Here is a 16,144-nt window from a genome sequence, read left to right on the forward strand (position 1 = left end):
GGCGACACGCTATGATCGCTGTCCCAAGGTCTTCCTCTCAGCCATCGCTCTGGCCGCAACCGTCATCTATTGGTTATGAATCCTGACCCTAAGGGAAACGGTTGGATTGCAGCGTTTCCCAGCCCCAACTGTAGTATTGGTATCGGAAAAGGAGGTTCCGAAGACCCTTATGCTGGGTTGAATGAACTCAGAACCGAAGAGTTCGAAAGAGCGGTTGATAAAGATCCCGCGAGTTTCGACTTCTTGGGCAAAGGTATAGATGGCGGTTTTCGAATATCGCGCAACTCGACCGTCAACACTTTTACCATCTCCCCGGCACTTGCCTTCCTGCTAGCAAAGGCAAAAGGGAATCCAGACGCTACCGGTTTTGATGCGGACTTCAGGTTTCATGAGACGCAGTCGTTCAAAGGTGTTCTGAATGGTGAACCTTATCCGATCATATCAATTAATACAGTTCGAAATCCCGACGAGCGAGAACTTCAAAAGCTGGAAGCGGACCTACTAAGGCGGCCAGCTGTTGTCGAAGATTGCAAGGTTTTAAAGGACTACCTGGAGAAATTTATCAAACTCAACAGAATCGAGATGCCAGTTCTGAAGCTGACTCATGCCGAAGGGGAGCAACCAAAACCTACTCATTACAATGACTATGTGAAAGAGTGGGAAGCGGAGCGAGATAAAAGTGTTAGTGACGACGCTTCCTTTTCGAAAGACGGCAACTCAGATCTAGACAAAGATATTCCTTCAGTGGACAGCACAATTGAGAACTTGGATGGTCGGGAATAAATACTTCCACCCCTATAGACACCCACCGCCAACACTGCTAAACGCTCCCAATCTTGCGGCCTCGGATTCGTTCCGGGGCCTTAGATATTTTGCAACCGGGGACCTTTGGGGCCCTATACCTTTGGCACCTACGGGGGCCTATCACATAGCGGGGGACCTCCCCTGCACTTGCTAAACGGAAGACAGAAAGCATGGCACTCAAGTCGTACAAGCCGACGACGCCGGGCCAGCGCGGGCTGGTGCTGATCGACCGTTCGGAGCTTTGGAAAGGACGTCCGGTCAAGTCTCTCACAGAGGGTTTGACCAAATCGGGCGGCCGGAACAACACCGGACGGATCACTTCACGCCGCCGCGGCGGTGGCGCAAAGCGTCTCTACCGGATCGTTGACTTCAAACGGAACAAATTTGATGTCGCGGCAACCGTCGAGCGGATCGAATATGACCCGAACCGGACCGCGTTCATCGCACTGGTAAAATACGAAGACGGCGAGCAGGCGTATATCCTGGCTCCGCAGCGTCTGGCTGTTGGTGACAAGGTCATCGCGTCGGCAAAGGCCGATATCAAGCCGGGCAACGCAATGCCGTTCTCGGGCATGCCCATCGGTACCATCGTCCACAACATCGAGATGAAGCCTGGCAAAGGCGGTCAGATCGCACGTGCGGCCGGTACTTACGCTCAGTTTGTTGGCCGCGATGGCGGTTACGCTCAGATCCGTCTGAGCTCGGGCGAGCTGCGCATGGTCCGTCAGGAATGCATGGCCACCATCGGTGCCGTGTCCAACCCCGACAACAGCAACCAGAACATCGGTAAAGCCGGTCGTATGCGCCACAAGGGCGTGCGTCCGTCGGTTCGTGGTGTTGCTATGAACCCGATCGATCACCCGCATGGTGGTGGTGAGGGTCGTACCTCGGGTGGCCGTACGCCGGTTACGCCGTGGGGTAAGGACACCAAGGGTAAGCGTACCCGCAACAAGAACAAAGCGTCCCAGAAGCTGATCATCCGCTCGCGGCACGCCAAGAAGAAGGGACGTTAATCCATGTCTCGCTCTGTTTGGAAGGGTCCTTTCGTCGATGCTTACGTGCTGAAAAAAGCCGAAGCAGCGCGCGAGTCGGGCCGCAACGAAGTCATCAAGATCTGGTCGCGTCGTTCCACCATCCTGCCCCAGTTCGTGGGTCTGACCTTTGGTGTGTACAACGGCCAGAAGCATATCCCGGTAAACGTCTCGGAAGACATGATCGGTCAGAAGTTCGGTGAATATTCGCCGACCCGGACCTATTATGGCCACGCCGCAGACAAAAAAGCGAAGCGGAAGTAAGTCATGGGCAAGGAAAAGAACCCCCGCCGCGTGGCTGAAAACGAAGCAATGGCGAAAACGCGCATGCTTCGCACCAGCCCGCAGAAACTGAACCTGGTAGCAGCTATGATCCGCGGCAAGAAAGTCGAGAAGGCCCTGACCGACCTGACTTTCTCGAACAAGCGTGTCGCGCAGGACGTCAAGAAGTGCCTGCAGTCCGCAATCGCGAATGCCGAAAACAACCACAACCTGGACGTTGACGAGCTGATCGTCGCCGAAGCCTGGGTTGGCAAGAACCTGGTCATGAAGCGCGGTCGCCCGCGTGCCCGTGGCCGTTTCGGCAAGATCATGAAGCCGTTCTCGGAGATCACCATCAAGGTGCGTCAAGTTGAGGAGCAAGCCTAATGGGACATAAAGTCAATCCGATCGGCATGCGCCTTCAGGTCAACCGCACCTGGGACAGCCGCTGGTACGCAGATACCAAGGACTACGGTGATCTTCTGCTGGAAGACCTCAAGATCCGTGAGTTCATCCAGAAAGAGTGCAAGCAGGCCGGTGTTGCCCGTGTGATCATCGAACGTCCGCACAAGAAGTGCCGCGTTACGATCCACACCGCACGTCCGGGTGTCATCATCGGCAAGAAAGGTGCGGACATCGAAGTCCTGCGCAAGAAGCTGGCTGCGATGACCGACAGCGAACTGCACCTGAACATCGTCGAAGTGCGCAAGCCCGAGCTTGACGGTCAGCTGGTTGCCGAGTCGATCGCTCAGCAGCTGGAACGCCGTGTTTCGTTCCGCCGCGCGATGAAGCGTGCCGTACAGAACGCCATGCGCATGGGCGCCCTGGGTATCCGGGTGAACGTCGCTGGCCGTCTGGGTGGTGCCGAAATCGCACGGACCGAATGGTACCGCGAAGGCCGTGTGCCGCTGCACACGCTGCGCGCCGACATCGATTACGCACATGCCGAAGCGATGACCCCCTACGGGATCATCGGGATCAAGGTCTGGATCTTCAAAGGGGAGATCATGGAGCACGATCCGCAGGCACGTGACCGTAAAGCACAGGAACTCCAGGACGGCCCTGCACCTCGTGGTGCTGGTGGCGGTCGTCGCTAAGGAGGGAAAGATATGCTTCAACCAAAGCGTACAAAATTCCGCAAGTTGCACAAAGGCCGGATCAAGGGCGAAGCCAAGGGCGGCTCTGATCTGAACTTTGGCACCTACGGCTTGAAAGCGATTGAGCCTGAGCGTGTAACCGCACGCCAGATCGAGGCTGCACGTCGTGCCATGACGCGTCACATGAAGCGTCAGGGCCGTGTCTGGATCCGCATCTTCCCCGACACTCCGGTCACGGCAAAGCCGATCGAAGTTCGTATGGGTAAAGGTAAGGGCTCGGTCGACCGCTGGGTTTGCAAGGTCAAGCCCGGTCGCGTGATGTTCGAGATCGACGGCGTCAATGACGACATCGCCCGCGAGGCCCTGCGCCTGGCTGCGATGAAGCTGCCGATCAAGACCCGCGTCGTGGTTCGCGAAGACTGGTAAGCGATCCGGGGGCACCCCCGCTCGTGACAAGATTGACCCCCGTCGGAACACCGGCGGGGGTTTTTCTTTAGGGGGCTCTGCCCCCGCCGCGCGTGCCGCGCGCCTCCCCCGGGATATTTTGGGCTAGATGAAGCAGGGGATCCGTTCTTCATCTGGCTGCAAATATCCCGGAGCGCGAGGCAGAGCCTCGCAAAACAGCCATCGCGTTCACTGCGCGGCTGGTTTAAGACAGCCCCATGCCACAGATTGAATCACTCTTCGTCACCCGCCTCTATCGTGCCTCTTTGTCCGAGTTCGGTCCCCCGATCGATGCGGAGGAGTTGGAAAGCTCGTGCCTTGTCATCGCCGAGGATGACGAGGCCGGTCAGGACTGGTGCGAAGAAAACGGCTATCCCGGTTACACCAGCTATGCTTCGCTGACCGACCTGCCCTGGCGGTTTCCGATATTCGCCGATCTGGTCAAGGCGCTGGACAGCCATGTGGCGGCTTTTGCCAAGGATCTGGAGTTTGATCTGGGTGAGGGTAAGCTGAAGCTGGAAGACCTGTGGATCAACATCCTGCCCGAGGGTGGCATGCATTCCAGCCACCTGCACCCGCACAGTGTGATTTCCGGCACCACCTATGTGGCGATGCCCGAAGGCGCGAGCGCGCTGAAGCTTGAAGACCCGCGCTCGGGCCGCATGATGGCCGCGCCGACGCGGCTGAAAGGCGGGCGACGCGATTTGCAGCCCTTCATCTATGTGAAGCCGCAGGTGGGCGAAGTTCTGCTGTGGGAAAGCTGGCTGCGCCACGAGGTGCCGATGAACATGGCCGAGGAAGAGCGGATTTCAGTGAGTTTCAACTATAAGTGGGAGTGAGCATCAGCTCATTGCACGGTAGTTGTTCAGTGTAGCGTTTGCGAGACGAACGGGCGGCCCCCTACCAATCACGATTCACAAAGAGTTTTCGATAACACTTGCAATATGTGCCGACATGGACCATGTGAGGCACGCTTACGTTTTTCTTTTTCGACCACTGTCTCCCGATATTCGGCGTTCAGTCTCTCGATCCAGACCGACCACGCCGCGCTGTCGCAATTCCGCGGACAGCAATTATTTGGAGAATACGGATATGGCCAATGGCACCGTAAAATGGTTCAACACAACTAAAGGTTTTGGCTTCATCGCACCAGAGACCGGTGGCAAAGACGTGTTTGTACACATCTCTGCTGTCGAACGCTCGGGTCTGACCGGTCTGGCCGACAACCAGAAAGTAACATTCGACATCGAGCCCGGCCGTGACGGCCGCGAGTCGGCTGTGAACATCGCTCTGGCGTAAGTCGCCCAGGCTTAGACAGTTGCAGACGCGGTCTCGTGCAAACGGGGCCGCGTTTTTCGTAAAAGCGAAATTGAGCCTTCTGATCTCTATCATTCCATTGGGTTCAGACACACGATAAAATCCAAGCTATGCACCCGCCCGTCATGTTGAGGTGTATTGTTCAGGATTTGGTCAGGCATTTACGATGCAAGCCCTATTCTCATTCGTTCTGGTTGCGACAATTGCCTGCACGACAAGTGCTGTGGGGCAAATTGCGAACCCGCACCGCATCTACGAAGACAGCTGTGCCGGATGCCACGCCCCCCATTCCGGTGATTTCGTTTGGGATGAGCTTGGTGTGTCAGATGGCGTGCTGGTCGGAGCGCGGTCCGGACGGGCGGTCGAGAAATACCTGCGCTCCGGTCATGGCGGGGTGACTACGGACAAGGCCGAGGTTCTGCTTGCTCATTTCCGGATTATTCGGGACTCGGGCGGTGTCTTCATCGAGAAATGCCGTATTTGCCATGTGACCGCCGTGGAGCTTGCGCGAAACAATCTGATCCTTGACGAAGGGAAGCTGACGGGGCGATATACCGGGCGTGACATCGGAGCGTTCCTGGACGGTCATGGCCGTCTTTCGCCGGAAGAGGTTTCCGAGATGCTGTCCGTATTGACCAGAGTGGCAAATAGCCAGGGTCTGACACGGTGACACAAGCGGGTTTTTGATTTCGGGAAATTCCCTGTTCCCGCATGGCAAACTTTCCCTTGCCACCCCACCCCTAACCCCCTATAGAGCGGCATCTTGCGGTCTCCCGGCGTTGTCGGGCGATTCGTATGTCTATCATTCATCCACCAGGTCAAAGGTGACCCGAGTACGGGGCCTTCTGGTGTTTTGAGCAAAGGAAAAGGCGATGAACGCCCAAGAACTGCGTGACAAGACCCCTGATCAGCTCCGCGAGGAACTGGTCAACCTGAAGAAAGAAAGCTTTAACCTGCGCTTTCAACAGGCAACCGGTCAGCTGGAAAACACTGCTGGCATCAAAGCGGCCCGCCGCAACGCTGCCCGCGTCAAAACCATCCTGAACGAAAAGGCCGCTGCTGCGGCATCCGAGGAGTAATCAGATGCCCAAGCGTATCCTGCAAGGCACCGTGACCAGCGACGCCAACGAACAGACCATCACCGTGCTGGTCGAGCGCCGTTTCAAGCACCCGCTGCTGCACAAAACCGTTCGTAAGTCCAAGAAATACCGGGCTCATGACGAAAAGAACGCCTTCAAGGTCGGCGACTCTGTACGCATCATCGAATGCGCGCCGAAATCGAAGACGAAACGTTGGGAAGTTCTGGAAGCGTAAGCTTCCGGGATTTTTCATTTGTCGAAACCCTGGGGGATTTAATCAGACCAGCCCCCACAGGTCGGGAGAAACCACATGATCCAGATGCAGACCAATCTGGATGTCGCTGACAACTCTGGCGCACGCCGAGTTCAGTGCATCAAGGTCCTGGGTGGTTCCAAGCGTAAATACGCCTCCGTTGGCGACATCATTGTCGTCTCGGTGAAGGAAGCCATCCCGCGCGGCCGCGTAAAGAAAGGTGACGTCCGTAAGGCCGTCGTCGTACGCACCGCCAAGGAAGTCCGTCGCGAAGACGGCACCGCGATCCGTTTCGATCGCAACGCCGCCGTCATCCTGAACAACAACAACGAGCCCGTAGGTACCCGTATCTTTGGCCCCGTTGTTCGTGAACTGCGCGCGAAGAACTTCATGAAAATCATCTCGCTGGCTCCGGAGGTGCTGTAATCATGGCTGCTAAACTCCGCAAAGGCGACAAGGTCGTCGTGCTGTCCGGCAAGGACAAGGGCAAAGAGGGAACTATCACCTCGGTTGACCCCAAAGCCGGCAAAGCTGTGGTCGATGGCATCAACATCGCCATCCGCCACACCCGCCAGTCGCAAACCTCGCAAGGCGGCCGCCTGCCCAAAGCTCTGCCGGTCGATCTTTCGAACCTGGCACTGCTGGACAAGAACGGCAAAGCAACCCGCGTTGGCTTCCGCGTGGAAGGCGACAAGAAAGTTCGCTTCGCCAAGACCACAGGGGACGTGATCGATGCTTGATAACGCAACCTACACCCCGCGTCTGAAAGCGCAGTACGCCGAGACCATCCGTGCCGCTCTGAAAGAAGAGTTCGGCTACAAGAACGACATGCAGCTGCCCAAGCTGGAAAAAATCGTTCTGAACATCGGTTGTGGTGCCGAGGCCGTCAAAGACTCGAAGAAAGCGAAAGCTGCTGTCGAGGATCTGACTGCAATTGCCGGTCAACAGGCCGTTTCAACCAAGGCGAAGAAGTCGATCGCGGGTTTCCGCGTCCGGGAAGACATGCCGCTGGGTGCGAAAGTGACCCTGCGCGGTGACCGGATGTACGAATTCCTGGATCGTCTGATCACGATCGCAATGCCGCGTATTCGTGACTTCCGCGGTGTTAAGCCTTCTTTCGACGGTCGTGGCAACTTTGCCATGGGCATGAAAGAGCACATCGTGTTCCCGGAAATCGACTTCGACAAGGTCGACGAGGTCTGGGGCCTGGATATCGTAATTGCCACCACAGCGAAAACCGACGCTGAAGCAAAGGCATTGTTGAAAGCATTCAACATGCCGTTCAACGCGTAAGCGCCGGGAGGATTGAGACATGGCTAAAAAAGCAATGATCGAACGCGAGAAGAAGCGCGAACGCCTGGTGGCCAAATATGCCGCAAAGCGTGCCGAGCTGAAAGAAATCGCGAATGACGAGAGCAAGCCGATGGAAGAGCGTTTCAAAGCGCGTCTGAAACTGGCGAAACTGCCGCGCAACAGCTCGGCTACCCGTCTGCACAACCGTTGTCAGCTGACCGGTCGTCCCCACGCTTACTACCGTAAGCTGAAGGTCAGCCGTATCATGCTGCGCGAGCTGGGTTCTGCTGGTCAGATCCCCGGCATGGTGAAATCGAGCTGGTAAGGGAGACATAGATATGAATGATCCTATCGGCGATATGCTCACCCGTATCCGCAACGCGCAAATGCGCGGCAAATCCACCGTATCCACTCCGGCGTCAAAGCTGCGTGTTTGGGTTCTGGACGTGCTGGCGGACGAAGGCTACATCCGTGGCTATGAAAAGACGACCGGCGAAAACGGTCATCCGGCCATCGAAATCAGCCTGAAATACTACGAAGGCACCCCTGTCATTCGCGAACTGAAGCGGGTTTCGAAACCCGGTCGCCGCGTATACATGGGCGTCAATGACATCCCGCAGGTCCGTCAGGGTCTGGGCGTGTCGATTGTCAGCACTCCGAAAGGTGTGATGTCGGACGCAAACGCTCGCTCCAACAATGTTGGCGGCGAAGTGCTCTGCACCGTCTTCTAAGGAGGTCTGCAATGTCTCGTATTGGTAAAAAACCGGTCGAGCTGCCCAGCGGCGTAACCGCCTCTGTGTCGGGTCAGACCATCGAAGTCAAAGGTCCGAAAGGCACCCGCAGCTTCACCGCCACCGACGACGTGACGCTGTCGGTTGAAGACAACGTGGTCAAGATCGACCCTCGCGGCATGTCCAAGCGTGCCCGCCAGCAGTGGGGTATGAGCCGCACCATGGTTGCCAACCTGGTAACCGGTGTGACTGAAGGCTTCAAAAAAGAGCTGGAGATCCAGGGTGTTGGTTACCGGGCGCAGATGCAGGGCAACACCCTGAAGCTGAACCTGGGCTATAGCCACGATGTTGATTTCACGGCTCCGGAAGGTGTCACCATCACCGCACCGAAGCAGACCGAAATCGTTGTGGAAGGTATCGACCAGCAGCTGGTGGGCGAAACCGCGGCCAAAATCCGCGAGTGGCGCCGCCCCGAGCCGTACAAAGGCAAGGGCATCCGCTATAAGGGCGAGTTCATCTTCCGCAAGGAAGGCAAGAAGAAGTAAGGACGCAGACAATGGCAAACAGCAAAAGAACCCTGTTTCTGAAGCGCCGCCTGCGCGTTCGGAACAAACTTCGCAAGGTCAACGCGGGTCGTCCGCGCCTGTCCGTACACCGTTCGAACAAGAACATCTCTGTTCAGCTGATCGACGACGTACGTGGCGTGACCCTGGCCTCGGCCTCGACCCTGGAAAAAGATCTGGGTGTTGTTGGCAAGAACAACGTCGAAGCGGCGACGAAAGTCGGCGCGGCCATCGCCGAGCGTGCCAAGAAGGCAGGCGTCGAAGAGGCCTATTTCGATCGTGGCGGCTTCCTGTTCCACGGCAAAGTGAAGGCTGTCGCCGACGCTGCGCGTGAAGGTGGCCTGAAGATCTGATGGTGTGCCGGGCTGAAGCCCGGCCTACCGGATACGACGCCGTAGGCCGGGCTTCAGCCCGGCACCGGCACTTTGAAGGCGGGTCCGCCCGCCTCGATGATCGGGGAGCCCCAGAATGTCATTCACGGGTTCACTTCGATTGAGTAATTGGCGCCGCAAGCGCCTCTAGAGGAAAAGGGATGCCAAATGGCAGAACGTGAAAACCGTCGGGGCCGTGGCCGCGACCGTGAAGAAACACCGGAATTTGCAGATCGCCTGGTCGCAATCAACCGCGTGTCGAAAACCGTAAAAGGTGGTAAGCGCTTTGGCTTCGCCGCTCTGGTGGTTGTCGGCGATCAGAAAGGCCGCGTCGGCTTTGGCAAGGGTAAAGCGAAAGAAGTACCTGAGGCCATCCGCAAGGCGACTGAGCAAGCCAAGCGTCAGATGATCCGCGTGCAGCTGCGCGAAGGTCGGACCCTGCACCACGACATCGAGGGCCGTCACGGCGCCGGTAAAGTGGTTATGCGCGCCGCGCCTGAAGGTACCGGTATCATCGCCGGTGGTCCGATGCGTGCCGTGTTCGAAATGCTGGGCGTCAAGGACGTTGTGTCCAAGTCGCTGGGCTCGCAGAACCCGTACAACATGATCCGCGCCACCATCGACGGCCTGCAGAAAGAGCAGAGCCCGCGTTCGGTTGCCGCACGTCGTGGCAAAAAGGTTGCTGACATCCTGCCCAAGCGGGACGAAGCACCGGCTGCTGCTGAAGCAGAAGCATAAGGAGAGCACGTCATGGCAAAAACCATCGTCGTCAAACAGGTCGGTTCGCCGATCCGTCGCCCCGCCGAACAGCGCGCAACCCTGATCGGCCTGGGCCTGAACAAGATGCACAGAACCCGTGAGCTGGAGGATACTCCTTCGGTGCGCGGCATGATCCGCAAGATCCCGCATCTGGTAGAGATCATCGAAGAACGCGGCTAAGCCCGCCTTCATCGGAAAGAACAAAAACGCCTCCGGTAAATTCGGGGGCGTTTATTGTTGGCACTTCAGCTTCTTGGGGATTCCTTCCTCCAACCCGGATTTCTGGAGCGCCATGTTCAGATTGATCTGTATCAATGACCAATTGGATTATGATGGGCTATCCAGCGTGTTTCACGCAGGAGGTTCTTGAAGTGAGTGCGGATAAGACAGGACGGATCGTTTGGCATGACCTCTTTACGCCTGATCTGAACGCTTCCGAGGCTTTCTATGGCCGTGTAGCATCGTGGGATTTCATTAAGGAAAGCACAGAAGACTATGTCTGGGGCCGGGGAAAGGGGGAATTCACTCTTGCTCTTTTGAATGGGGAAGCCGGAAGTGGATATACCAAGACTCCAGCGGGCTTTGATGCCGGCTGGCTTCCCTATTTCGAGGTTCCCGATGTTGACAAGTATTCAAAGCGTGCCGAGAAGCTGGGCGCACATATCATTCGGCGCCCCTTTGATGTGCCCGGCGTCGGTCGAAACTGCCTATTGTTGGACCCCTTGGGAGCCAGGTTTGGCATTTCCGTTTCACAACACGATTACCCGATACCTACACAACAGTTCACAACAGAGGTTTATCTGAGCGAAGGCCCAGAGTTTCCAGTTGAATTCTACCAATCGTTGTTTGATCGAACATCTTCGAAAACGGATGGCCCAGGCGCGGCCGGGCCAGGTCCGTGGCTTACACATATTCCTGTGGTTGCTTCACCAGATATAAAGATACGTGAAAGATGCGCCTGGCTACCCGGAATTAAGGTCACCGCTATCGAGGATGCGGTACGTGATGCTTTGACGCTTGGAGCGTCCGAAGTGCGTGTTCGATCACGGCAAAGCGCGCAGCATGCACCGCGTGTGTTTCGTGATCCGACGGGACTTTATTTTGCATTTCAGCAGGTGGGTCCGGTATTGGGAACAAACTGAAAGTCGCTGCAAACCGCAGATGGCCATCGCGTCAATCCGCAGGTCAACTGCAAAATCCATGCCAATAGGAACAGGAACCAGGCTACGAGCAATCCAACCAGCGAAAGTTATTCGCCGCATGCATACCGGCTAGACCAAAATCTGCGTTGTTAGCGATAGCAAACGCTCCTATCTCTGCCTTGTCCAATGAAGGAACTCAAAAGGAAACGTCAGGGAATACGCCCTGATACGAGAAAGGAATACAGAGATGACAACTGCGACACTGACCCATACCGGCTTCAACTTCGGCACCCGGATCGCTGACATGATCACACGGATCAAAACAGCCCGCGCTCGTGCTGCTGAGTATCAGCGCACCTATACCGAGTTGCAGCGTCTGAGCAACCGTGAGCTGGACGATATCGGCATCCGCCGCTGCGACATCGCAGATATCGCGCACCGGCACGTATATTGCTCATAACCACGCACACAATTAAAACGACCCAAAGGCGCCTTAACGGCGCCTTTTCTATATCCGTTGCAGGCTCTGCCCCGCTTGCAGGCCGCTCAGAGGCCGCCAGAGGGTGCGATGGCTGTTGAGGCGGCCAATGAGCCCGAAACGTCAGAACCGCCCTGAGGCGACCGCTGGAGGGCGTGTGACCGCCCTACCCTGACGCGCGTCCCCAGCTTCGACGCCTGAAACGAAATCGGCCCCGGCGGAGTGATCCACCGGGGCCGTAAAGTGTCGCTGTAAGCGTCGAATCAGAGACCGGTGCTTACGTCGATTGTGTTACCCTCTTCCAGGGTCACATATGCTTTCTTGACGTCCTTCCGACGGCCCAGCTGGCCGCGGAACCGCTTGACCTTGCCTTTGGTCACGGTGGTGTTCACCGCCTTGACCTTCACACCAAACAGCGCCTCAACGGCCTCTTTGATCTGCGGCTTGTTGCTTTCGATCGCCACTTCAAAGACAACCGCGCCATTTTCGGACGCCATGGTCGACTTTTCGGTGATGATCGGCTTGCGGATCACGTCGTAGTGTTCTGCCTTCGCGCTCATTTCAGACGAGCCTCCAGTGCTTCGACAGCCGCTTTGGTGAGCACCAGGGTGTCACGCTTGAGGATGTCATAAACGTTTGCACCCATCGACGGCAGGATATCCAGACCTTCGATGTTGCGCGACGCCTTCAGGAACCCTTCGTTCACGGTCGCGCCGTCGATGACCAGAGCGCGTTTCCAGCCCAGGTTTGCAACCTGTTTGGCCAGTGCGGCGGTCTTGCCTTCGGCTTCGGCGTTCTCGATCACAACCAGTTCACCTGCTTTGGCTTTTGCCGACAGAGCATGGCGCAGGCCAAGCTTACGGAACTTCTTCGGCAGGTCGTGGCCGTGCGAACGAGGGGTCGGGCCCTTGTAAACACCACCCTTGCGGAAGATCGGTGCGTTACGGTCACCATGGCGTGCGCCACCGGTGCCTTTCTGGCGATAGATCTTCTTGGTCGAGTAGCTGGTTTCCGAGCGGGTCTTGACCTTGTGGGTGCCGGCCTGCGCATTGTTGCGCTGCCAACGGACCACACGGTGCAGGATGTCCGCGCGCGGCTCGAGGCCGAACAGGTCTGCATCCAGCTCGATGTCGCCGGCCTTGCCGCCGTCCAGTTTGATTACATCAAGTTTCATGCTTCACCACCTTCCGCGGATACTTCTTCCGCAGGTGCTTCGGTTGCAGCCGATTTCACAGCAGCCGGGAAAGGCAGGCCTTCCGGTGCTTTCTTCTTCACGGCGTCCTTGACGGTGACCCAGCCCGATTTCGGTCCGGGAACGGCGCCTTTGATGAAGACCAGACCACGGTCGGCGTCGGTTTTGACCACCTCGAGGTTCTGGGTGGTAACACGGGCAGCACCCATGTGACCGGCCATCTTCTTGCCTTTGAACACCTTGCCCGGATCCTGACACTGACCGGTCGAGCCGTGCGAACGGTGGCTGATCGACACACCGTGCGAGGCGCGCAGACCACCGAAGTTGTGGCGCTTCATCGCACCGGCAAAGCCTTTACCGATCGAGGTGCCCGAAACGTCAACCTTCTGACCAGCCAGGAAGTGCTCGGCCGAGATTTCGGCTCCCACTTCGATAAGGCCATCTTCGGAGACGCGGAACTCGGCCAGCTTGCGCTTGGGCTCGACCTTGGCAGCGGCGTAGTGGCCGCGCATGGCCTTCGAGGTGCGTTTTGCCTTGGCAGCACCAGCGCCCAGCTGAACGGCGGTGTAGCCGTCTTTTTCAGCGGTCCGCTGTGCAACAACATGCAGGTTGTCCAGGTGAAGAACGGTCACAGGGATCTGCTTGCCGTCTTCCATGAACAGGCGGGTCATGCCAACTTTTTTTGCGATAATACCAGAGCGCATAATCTATACCCTCCGATCTTACGACTGCAGCTTGATCTCGACATCCACACCAGCAGCCAGGTCGAGCTTCATCAGCGCGTCCACGGTCTGGGGGGTCGGATCAACGATGTCGAGCAGACGCTTGTGCGTGCGGATCTCGAACTGGTCGCGGGATTTCTTGTCAACGTGAGGGCCACGGAGAACCGTGAACTTCTCGATCTTGTTCGGCAGCGGGATCGGGCCGCGCACGTTCGCGCCGGTCCGCTTGGCAGTATTGACGATCTCTTGCGTGCTGGCATCCAGAACGCGATAGTCAAATGCCTTCAGCCGAATACGGATATTTTGGCTTTGCATAGTAACAGCCTTTTATCAGGCGTTGAGGTTGAGAGGAGGACAGACGCGCATCGCCAACCCTCATCGAACCCAAAAGGCGGGAATCATCCCGCCTTGATGTTCTTGTTGAGAACCTGCGCGTATTAGTGGGGTTGGCGGGGTTTGACAAGGGGCAAACGTCACAAAGAACACCGTTTTATTCGCCGCCAGACACGCCATTGGTTAGCCATGCGTCTTCTACCTTCATCCCTTGGTAAACCGCATGCAGATACAGATGGGCAATCACAGGATCATTTGAGAACGGCGAGTAATCCAATTTGCCCTCTCGGACACCCACTTCGGCTTCATAAACAATCTCGTCGCCCTTCACGGTTACAAGCACTTCTAGTTCCGCCAGTGTTTCTGGGTCAACGGATGTGGGGTCGTCTGACAGGATCACGAAATCCGCAACTTTGCCAACCTCAATGGACCCCTTTTCATCTTCCTCGAAATGCTGCCAAGCGGGCCAGATTGTCATGGCTTTCAAGGCAGTCATAACATCGACCCTCTGATGCGGCCCCAAAATATCTCCAGAGCGTGTGCGTCGAGTAACCGTCGCAGCAAGAACACGCATGCTATCTGGAAAGGCCACCGGGGCATCGTGGTGTGTGCCAAACATCATGTCCCGCTCGAGCAGCCATCCTGTGGGTGAGATATTGTCTGCATTGACCGGCCCAACGGTGTGATCACGATGCCAATCCCCCCAGTAAAACGTGTGCATCGGGAAAAGCGATGGGAATACGCCGAGGCGTTTAAAACTCGCAACCTGATCCTCTCTTAGAAACTGACCGTGGATCAGAACCGGACGATTCCCCGGGTCGCCATACTTCATCTGTGCCTCTTCGAGAGCTGCTATCAGCATGTCAGAAGCCCCTTCCCCGTTAGAGTGCACAAGGATTTGGAACCCATTTTCGTAACACCAATTAACGGCGTCCTGTAGCTGCTCCATCGTAATAGCAGCATACCCTGAATAACCGGCGGAGTAGCTTCCGACTGGATCATAATAGGGCCGATCCCTCAAAGCCGTGAAACCCTGAGGCGAGCCGTCAATCGTTAGCTTGCAGCCCCCGACCCGAACCCGGTCGTCGTAGTTCTTGGAGGTGTTTGCACCTATATATTCCCTGGCCTCAAGAACATCCGGGAAGGCTACCACGTCAATTGGGAGCCCATCTTCGGCGGCAACTTTCTTGAGAACGTCAACAATTTCTCCTGAGGTTCGGCCTTCTTGTCCGGTCGTGTATCCAAACTGTGCCCAAAGTTCGGTTCCAGCTTTGGCAAATGCCGCCAGGCCTTCTTCACCCAGATTTCCCAACATGGGCACAAGGACCGAAAAGAACGCATACTCTTCCAGAACACCGTTTGGCTCACCGGCGTCATCGCGTTGAATCACTCCGCCCGGAGGGGCTTTTGAAGCGGCTGTGATGCCTGCCAACTCTAGAGCTTTCGAGTTTGCTACTCCCAAATGCCCGGACTGATGAACGATAACGACCGGCAAGTCCTCAGACACAATGTCCAGTTCTTGTCGCGTAGGGTGGCGCAGTTCCTTTAATTGAGCATTGTCGTAACCAAAGCCGATGATCATTTTGACCTGTTCAACGGCTTGCGCATTTTCGTCGGCCCAGTCAGTCAACGTGGCTTGCAGACTGGCGATATCAACGACTTTCCCATCAGGCGGCGCAAGAAGGTTGGCGGACAATGCCTGCAACCCCCCCATGACCACATGACCGTGGCTATCTACAAAACCCGGAAGCATCGCGCGGCCTTCCAGGTCAAACGTTTCGGTTTCTTCACCGCGATGCATCGACAAATCAGACAACGACCCCACAGCAAGAACGCGTCCGTCTTTGACTGCGACCGCTTCAGCGGACGGAGCCTTATCGTTCATCGTTAACACAGGCCCTCCGAGATAAATCCTGTCCGCGATCTGCTGTGCGGACGCTGATGTGGATAAATAAACAAGTGCAGCAACTAGACCAACTGAACGCGCCAATAAGTGCATGCTGTGACCTCTTTCTAATTGTGATGCCTCAATATGAGAGAAGTAGCATTACAATCAGCTTAGGCAAAAACGAAAAAAGGGCGTCCCGAGGGAAGCCCTTTTCGTTGGTTCATTCGCTTGTGCGAATTATTCAGTAATCTTCGACACGACGCCGGCGCCGACGGTGCGGCCGCCTTCGCGGATCGCGAAGCGCAGGCCCTGCTCCATCGCGATCGGTGCGATCAGTTCAACGCCGAACGACACGTTGTCGCCGGGCATGACCATCTCGGTGCCTT

General features: G+C 56.7%; 28 protein-coding genes. 22 read left to right on the plus strand and 6 right to left on the minus strand.

Features of this window, described 5'->3' with window-relative positions:
* Positions 1–75 precede the first annotated feature (75 nt).
* From ACR0ID_RS19535 to ACR0ID_RS19640, 22 genes are all read left to right on the plus strand, one after another.
* Positions 76–783 (plus strand): hypothetical protein, encoded by a 708-nt coding sequence (locus ACR0ID_RS19535; RefSeq protein ID WP_480608124.1) that lies wholly within the window; start codon positions 76–78, stop codon positions 781–783.
* A gap of 191 nt (positions 784–974) precedes the next feature.
* Positions 975–1,817, plus strand: coding sequence for a 50S ribosomal protein L2 (gene rplB / locus ACR0ID_RS19540; RefSeq protein ID WP_480474051.1), 843 nt, complete (start codon positions 975–977; stop codon positions 1,815–1,817).
* 3 nt (positions 1,818–1,820) lie between these two features.
* Positions 1,821–2,099, plus strand: coding sequence for a 30S ribosomal protein S19 (rpsS, locus tag ACR0ID_RS19545; RefSeq protein WP_005980699.1), 279 nt, complete (start codon positions 1,821–1,823; stop codon positions 2,097–2,099).
* 3 nt (positions 2,100–2,102) lie between these two features.
* A complete protein-coding gene (gene rplV / locus ACR0ID_RS19550; RefSeq protein WP_209505855.1) occupies positions 2,103–2,483 on the plus strand; it encodes a 50S ribosomal protein L22 in 381 nt (126 codons plus the stop codon).
* Positions 2,483–3,193: a 30S ribosomal protein S3 gene (rpsC, locus tag ACR0ID_RS19555; RefSeq protein ID WP_209505853.1), complete on the plus strand. Its 711-nt coding sequence runs from the start codon at positions 2,483–2,485 to the stop codon at positions 3,191–3,193. The genes rplV and rpsC overlap by 1 nt, the downstream gene beginning before the upstream one ends.
* A 12-nt stretch (positions 3,194–3,205) precedes the next feature.
* On the plus strand, positions 3,206–3,619 hold the full coding sequence (gene rplP / locus ACR0ID_RS19560) for a 50S ribosomal protein L16 (protein ID WP_267364819.1): 414 nt from the start codon (positions 3,206–3,208) through the stop codon (positions 3,617–3,619).
* 236 nt (positions 3,620–3,855) lie between these two features.
* The gene (locus ACR0ID_RS19565) at positions 3,856–4,476 is read left to right on the plus strand and encodes a 2OG-Fe(II) oxygenase family protein (RefSeq protein WP_480608127.1); all 621 of its coding nucleotides are present in this window, start codon (positions 3,856–3,858) and stop codon (positions 4,474–4,476) included.
* Positions 4,477–4,729: 253 nt separating this feature from the next.
* Positions 4,730–4,936 (plus strand): cold-shock protein, encoded by a 207-nt coding sequence (locus ACR0ID_RS19570; RefSeq protein ID WP_480474053.1) that lies wholly within the window; start codon positions 4,730–4,732, stop codon positions 4,934–4,936.
* Between the two features lie 184 nt (positions 4,937–5,120).
* Entirely contained in the window at positions 5,121–5,624 is a 504-nt protein-coding gene (locus tag ACR0ID_RS19575; RefSeq protein WP_480608130.1) for a hypothetical protein, read from the plus strand.
* Positions 5,625–5,826: 202 nt separating this feature from the next.
* Entirely contained in the window at positions 5,827–6,033 is a 207-nt protein-coding gene (rpmC, locus tag ACR0ID_RS19580) for a 50S ribosomal protein L29 (protein WP_209505847.1), read from the plus strand.
* 4 nt (positions 6,034–6,037) lie between these two features.
* Complete coding sequence (gene rpsQ, locus ACR0ID_RS19585; RefSeq protein WP_209505845.1) at positions 6,038–6,268, plus strand: 30S ribosomal protein S17; 231 nt, start codon at positions 6,038–6,040, stop codon at positions 6,266–6,268.
* A 75-nt stretch (positions 6,269–6,343) separates the two neighbouring features.
* Positions 6,344–6,712: a 50S ribosomal protein L14 gene (gene rplN / locus ACR0ID_RS19590; protein ID WP_005621870.1), complete on the plus strand. Its 369-nt coding sequence runs from the start codon at positions 6,344–6,346 to the stop codon at positions 6,710–6,712.
* Between the two features lie 2 nt (positions 6,713–6,714).
* Entirely contained in the window at positions 6,715–7,026 is a 312-nt protein-coding gene (rplX, locus tag ACR0ID_RS19595; RefSeq protein ID WP_480484776.1) for a 50S ribosomal protein L24, read from the plus strand.
* Positions 7,019–7,579 (plus strand): 50S ribosomal protein L5, encoded by a 561-nt coding sequence (gene rplE / locus ACR0ID_RS19600; protein ID WP_480484777.1) that lies wholly within the window; start codon positions 7,019–7,021, stop codon positions 7,577–7,579. The genes rplX and rplE overlap by 8 nt, the downstream gene beginning before the upstream one ends.
* Before the next feature lie 19 nt (positions 7,580–7,598).
* Positions 7,599–7,904, plus strand: coding sequence for a 30S ribosomal protein S14 (gene rpsN / locus ACR0ID_RS19605; RefSeq protein ID WP_142639784.1), 306 nt, complete (start codon positions 7,599–7,601; stop codon positions 7,902–7,904).
* 13 nt (positions 7,905–7,917) lie between these two features.
* Entirely contained in the window at positions 7,918–8,310 is a 393-nt protein-coding gene (gene rpsH / locus ACR0ID_RS19610; protein ID WP_209505841.1) for a 30S ribosomal protein S8, read from the plus strand.
* An 11-nt stretch (positions 8,311–8,321) separates the two neighbouring features.
* Positions 8,322–8,855, plus strand: a complete 534-nt coding sequence (gene rplF / locus ACR0ID_RS19615; protein WP_039523384.1) for a 50S ribosomal protein L6 — start codon at positions 8,322–8,324, stop codon at positions 8,853–8,855.
* Positions 8,856–8,866: 11 nt separating this feature from the next.
* Complete coding sequence (gene rplR / locus ACR0ID_RS19620) at positions 8,867–9,226, plus strand: 50S ribosomal protein L18 (RefSeq protein WP_010437103.1); 360 nt, start codon at positions 8,867–8,869, stop codon at positions 9,224–9,226.
* 186 nt (positions 9,227–9,412) lie between these two features.
* The gene (gene rpsE / locus ACR0ID_RS19625; protein ID WP_480474056.1) at positions 9,413–9,982 is read left to right on the plus strand and encodes a 30S ribosomal protein S5; all 570 of its coding nucleotides are present in this window, start codon (positions 9,413–9,415) and stop codon (positions 9,980–9,982) included.
* A gap of 12 nt (positions 9,983–9,994) precedes the next feature.
* Positions 9,995–10,183 carry a 50S ribosomal protein L30 gene (gene rpmD / locus ACR0ID_RS19630; RefSeq protein ID WP_267364815.1) on the plus strand — a complete coding sequence of 63 codons (189 nt, stop codon included), beginning with the start codon at positions 9,995–9,997 and terminating at the stop codon, positions 10,181–10,183.
* Positions 10,184–10,317: 134 nt separating this feature from the next.
* Entirely contained in the window at positions 10,318–11,145 is an 828-nt protein-coding gene (locus ACR0ID_RS19635) for a VOC family protein (RefSeq protein WP_480608133.1), read from the plus strand.
* Positions 11,146–11,392: 247 nt separating this feature from the next.
* A complete protein-coding gene (locus tag ACR0ID_RS19640; RefSeq protein ID WP_209505835.1) occupies positions 11,393–11,605 on the plus strand; it encodes a DUF1127 domain-containing protein in 213 nt (70 codons plus the stop codon).
* A 281-nt stretch (positions 11,606–11,886) separates the two neighbouring features.
* Here ACR0ID_RS19640 and ACR0ID_RS19645 read toward each other — a convergent pair whose 3' ends face one another.
* The 6 genes from ACR0ID_RS19645 to ACR0ID_RS19670 form a co-directional block, all read right to left on the minus strand.
* Positions 11,887–12,183 (minus strand): 50S ribosomal protein L23, encoded by a 297-nt coding sequence (locus tag ACR0ID_RS19645; protein WP_170609990.1) that lies wholly within the window; start codon positions 12,181–12,183, stop codon positions 11,887–11,889.
* Positions 12,180–12,797: a 50S ribosomal protein L4 gene (rplD, locus tag ACR0ID_RS19650; protein ID WP_480474058.1), complete on the minus strand. Its 618-nt coding sequence runs from the start codon at positions 12,795–12,797 to the stop codon at positions 12,180–12,182. The genes ACR0ID_RS19645 and rplD overlap by 4 nt, the downstream gene beginning before the upstream one ends.
* Complete coding sequence (gene rplC, locus ACR0ID_RS19655; RefSeq protein ID WP_480608136.1) at positions 12,794–13,519, minus strand: 50S ribosomal protein L3; 726 nt, start codon at positions 13,517–13,519, stop codon at positions 12,794–12,796. The genes rplD and rplC overlap by 4 nt, the downstream gene beginning before the upstream one ends.
* Positions 13,520–13,537: 18 nt before the next feature.
* The gene (rpsJ, locus tag ACR0ID_RS19660; RefSeq protein WP_008756422.1) at positions 13,538–13,852 is read right to left on the minus strand and encodes a 30S ribosomal protein S10; all 315 of its coding nucleotides are present in this window, start codon (positions 13,850–13,852) and stop codon (positions 13,538–13,540) included.
* Positions 13,853–14,027: 175 nt separating this feature from the next.
* On the minus strand, positions 14,028–15,755 hold the full coding sequence (locus ACR0ID_RS19665) for an amidohydrolase (RefSeq protein WP_480484782.1): 1,728 nt from the start codon (positions 15,753–15,755) through the stop codon (positions 14,028–14,030).
* A gap of 240 nt (positions 15,756–15,995) precedes the next feature.
* Positions 15,996–16,144, minus strand: a 149-nt coding sequence (locus ACR0ID_RS19670) for an EF-Tu C-terminal domain-related protein (RefSeq protein ID WP_480608139.1), incomplete at its 5' end; no start/stop codon positions are given.

This window comes from Ruegeria sp. AL2, assembly GCF_056540845.1.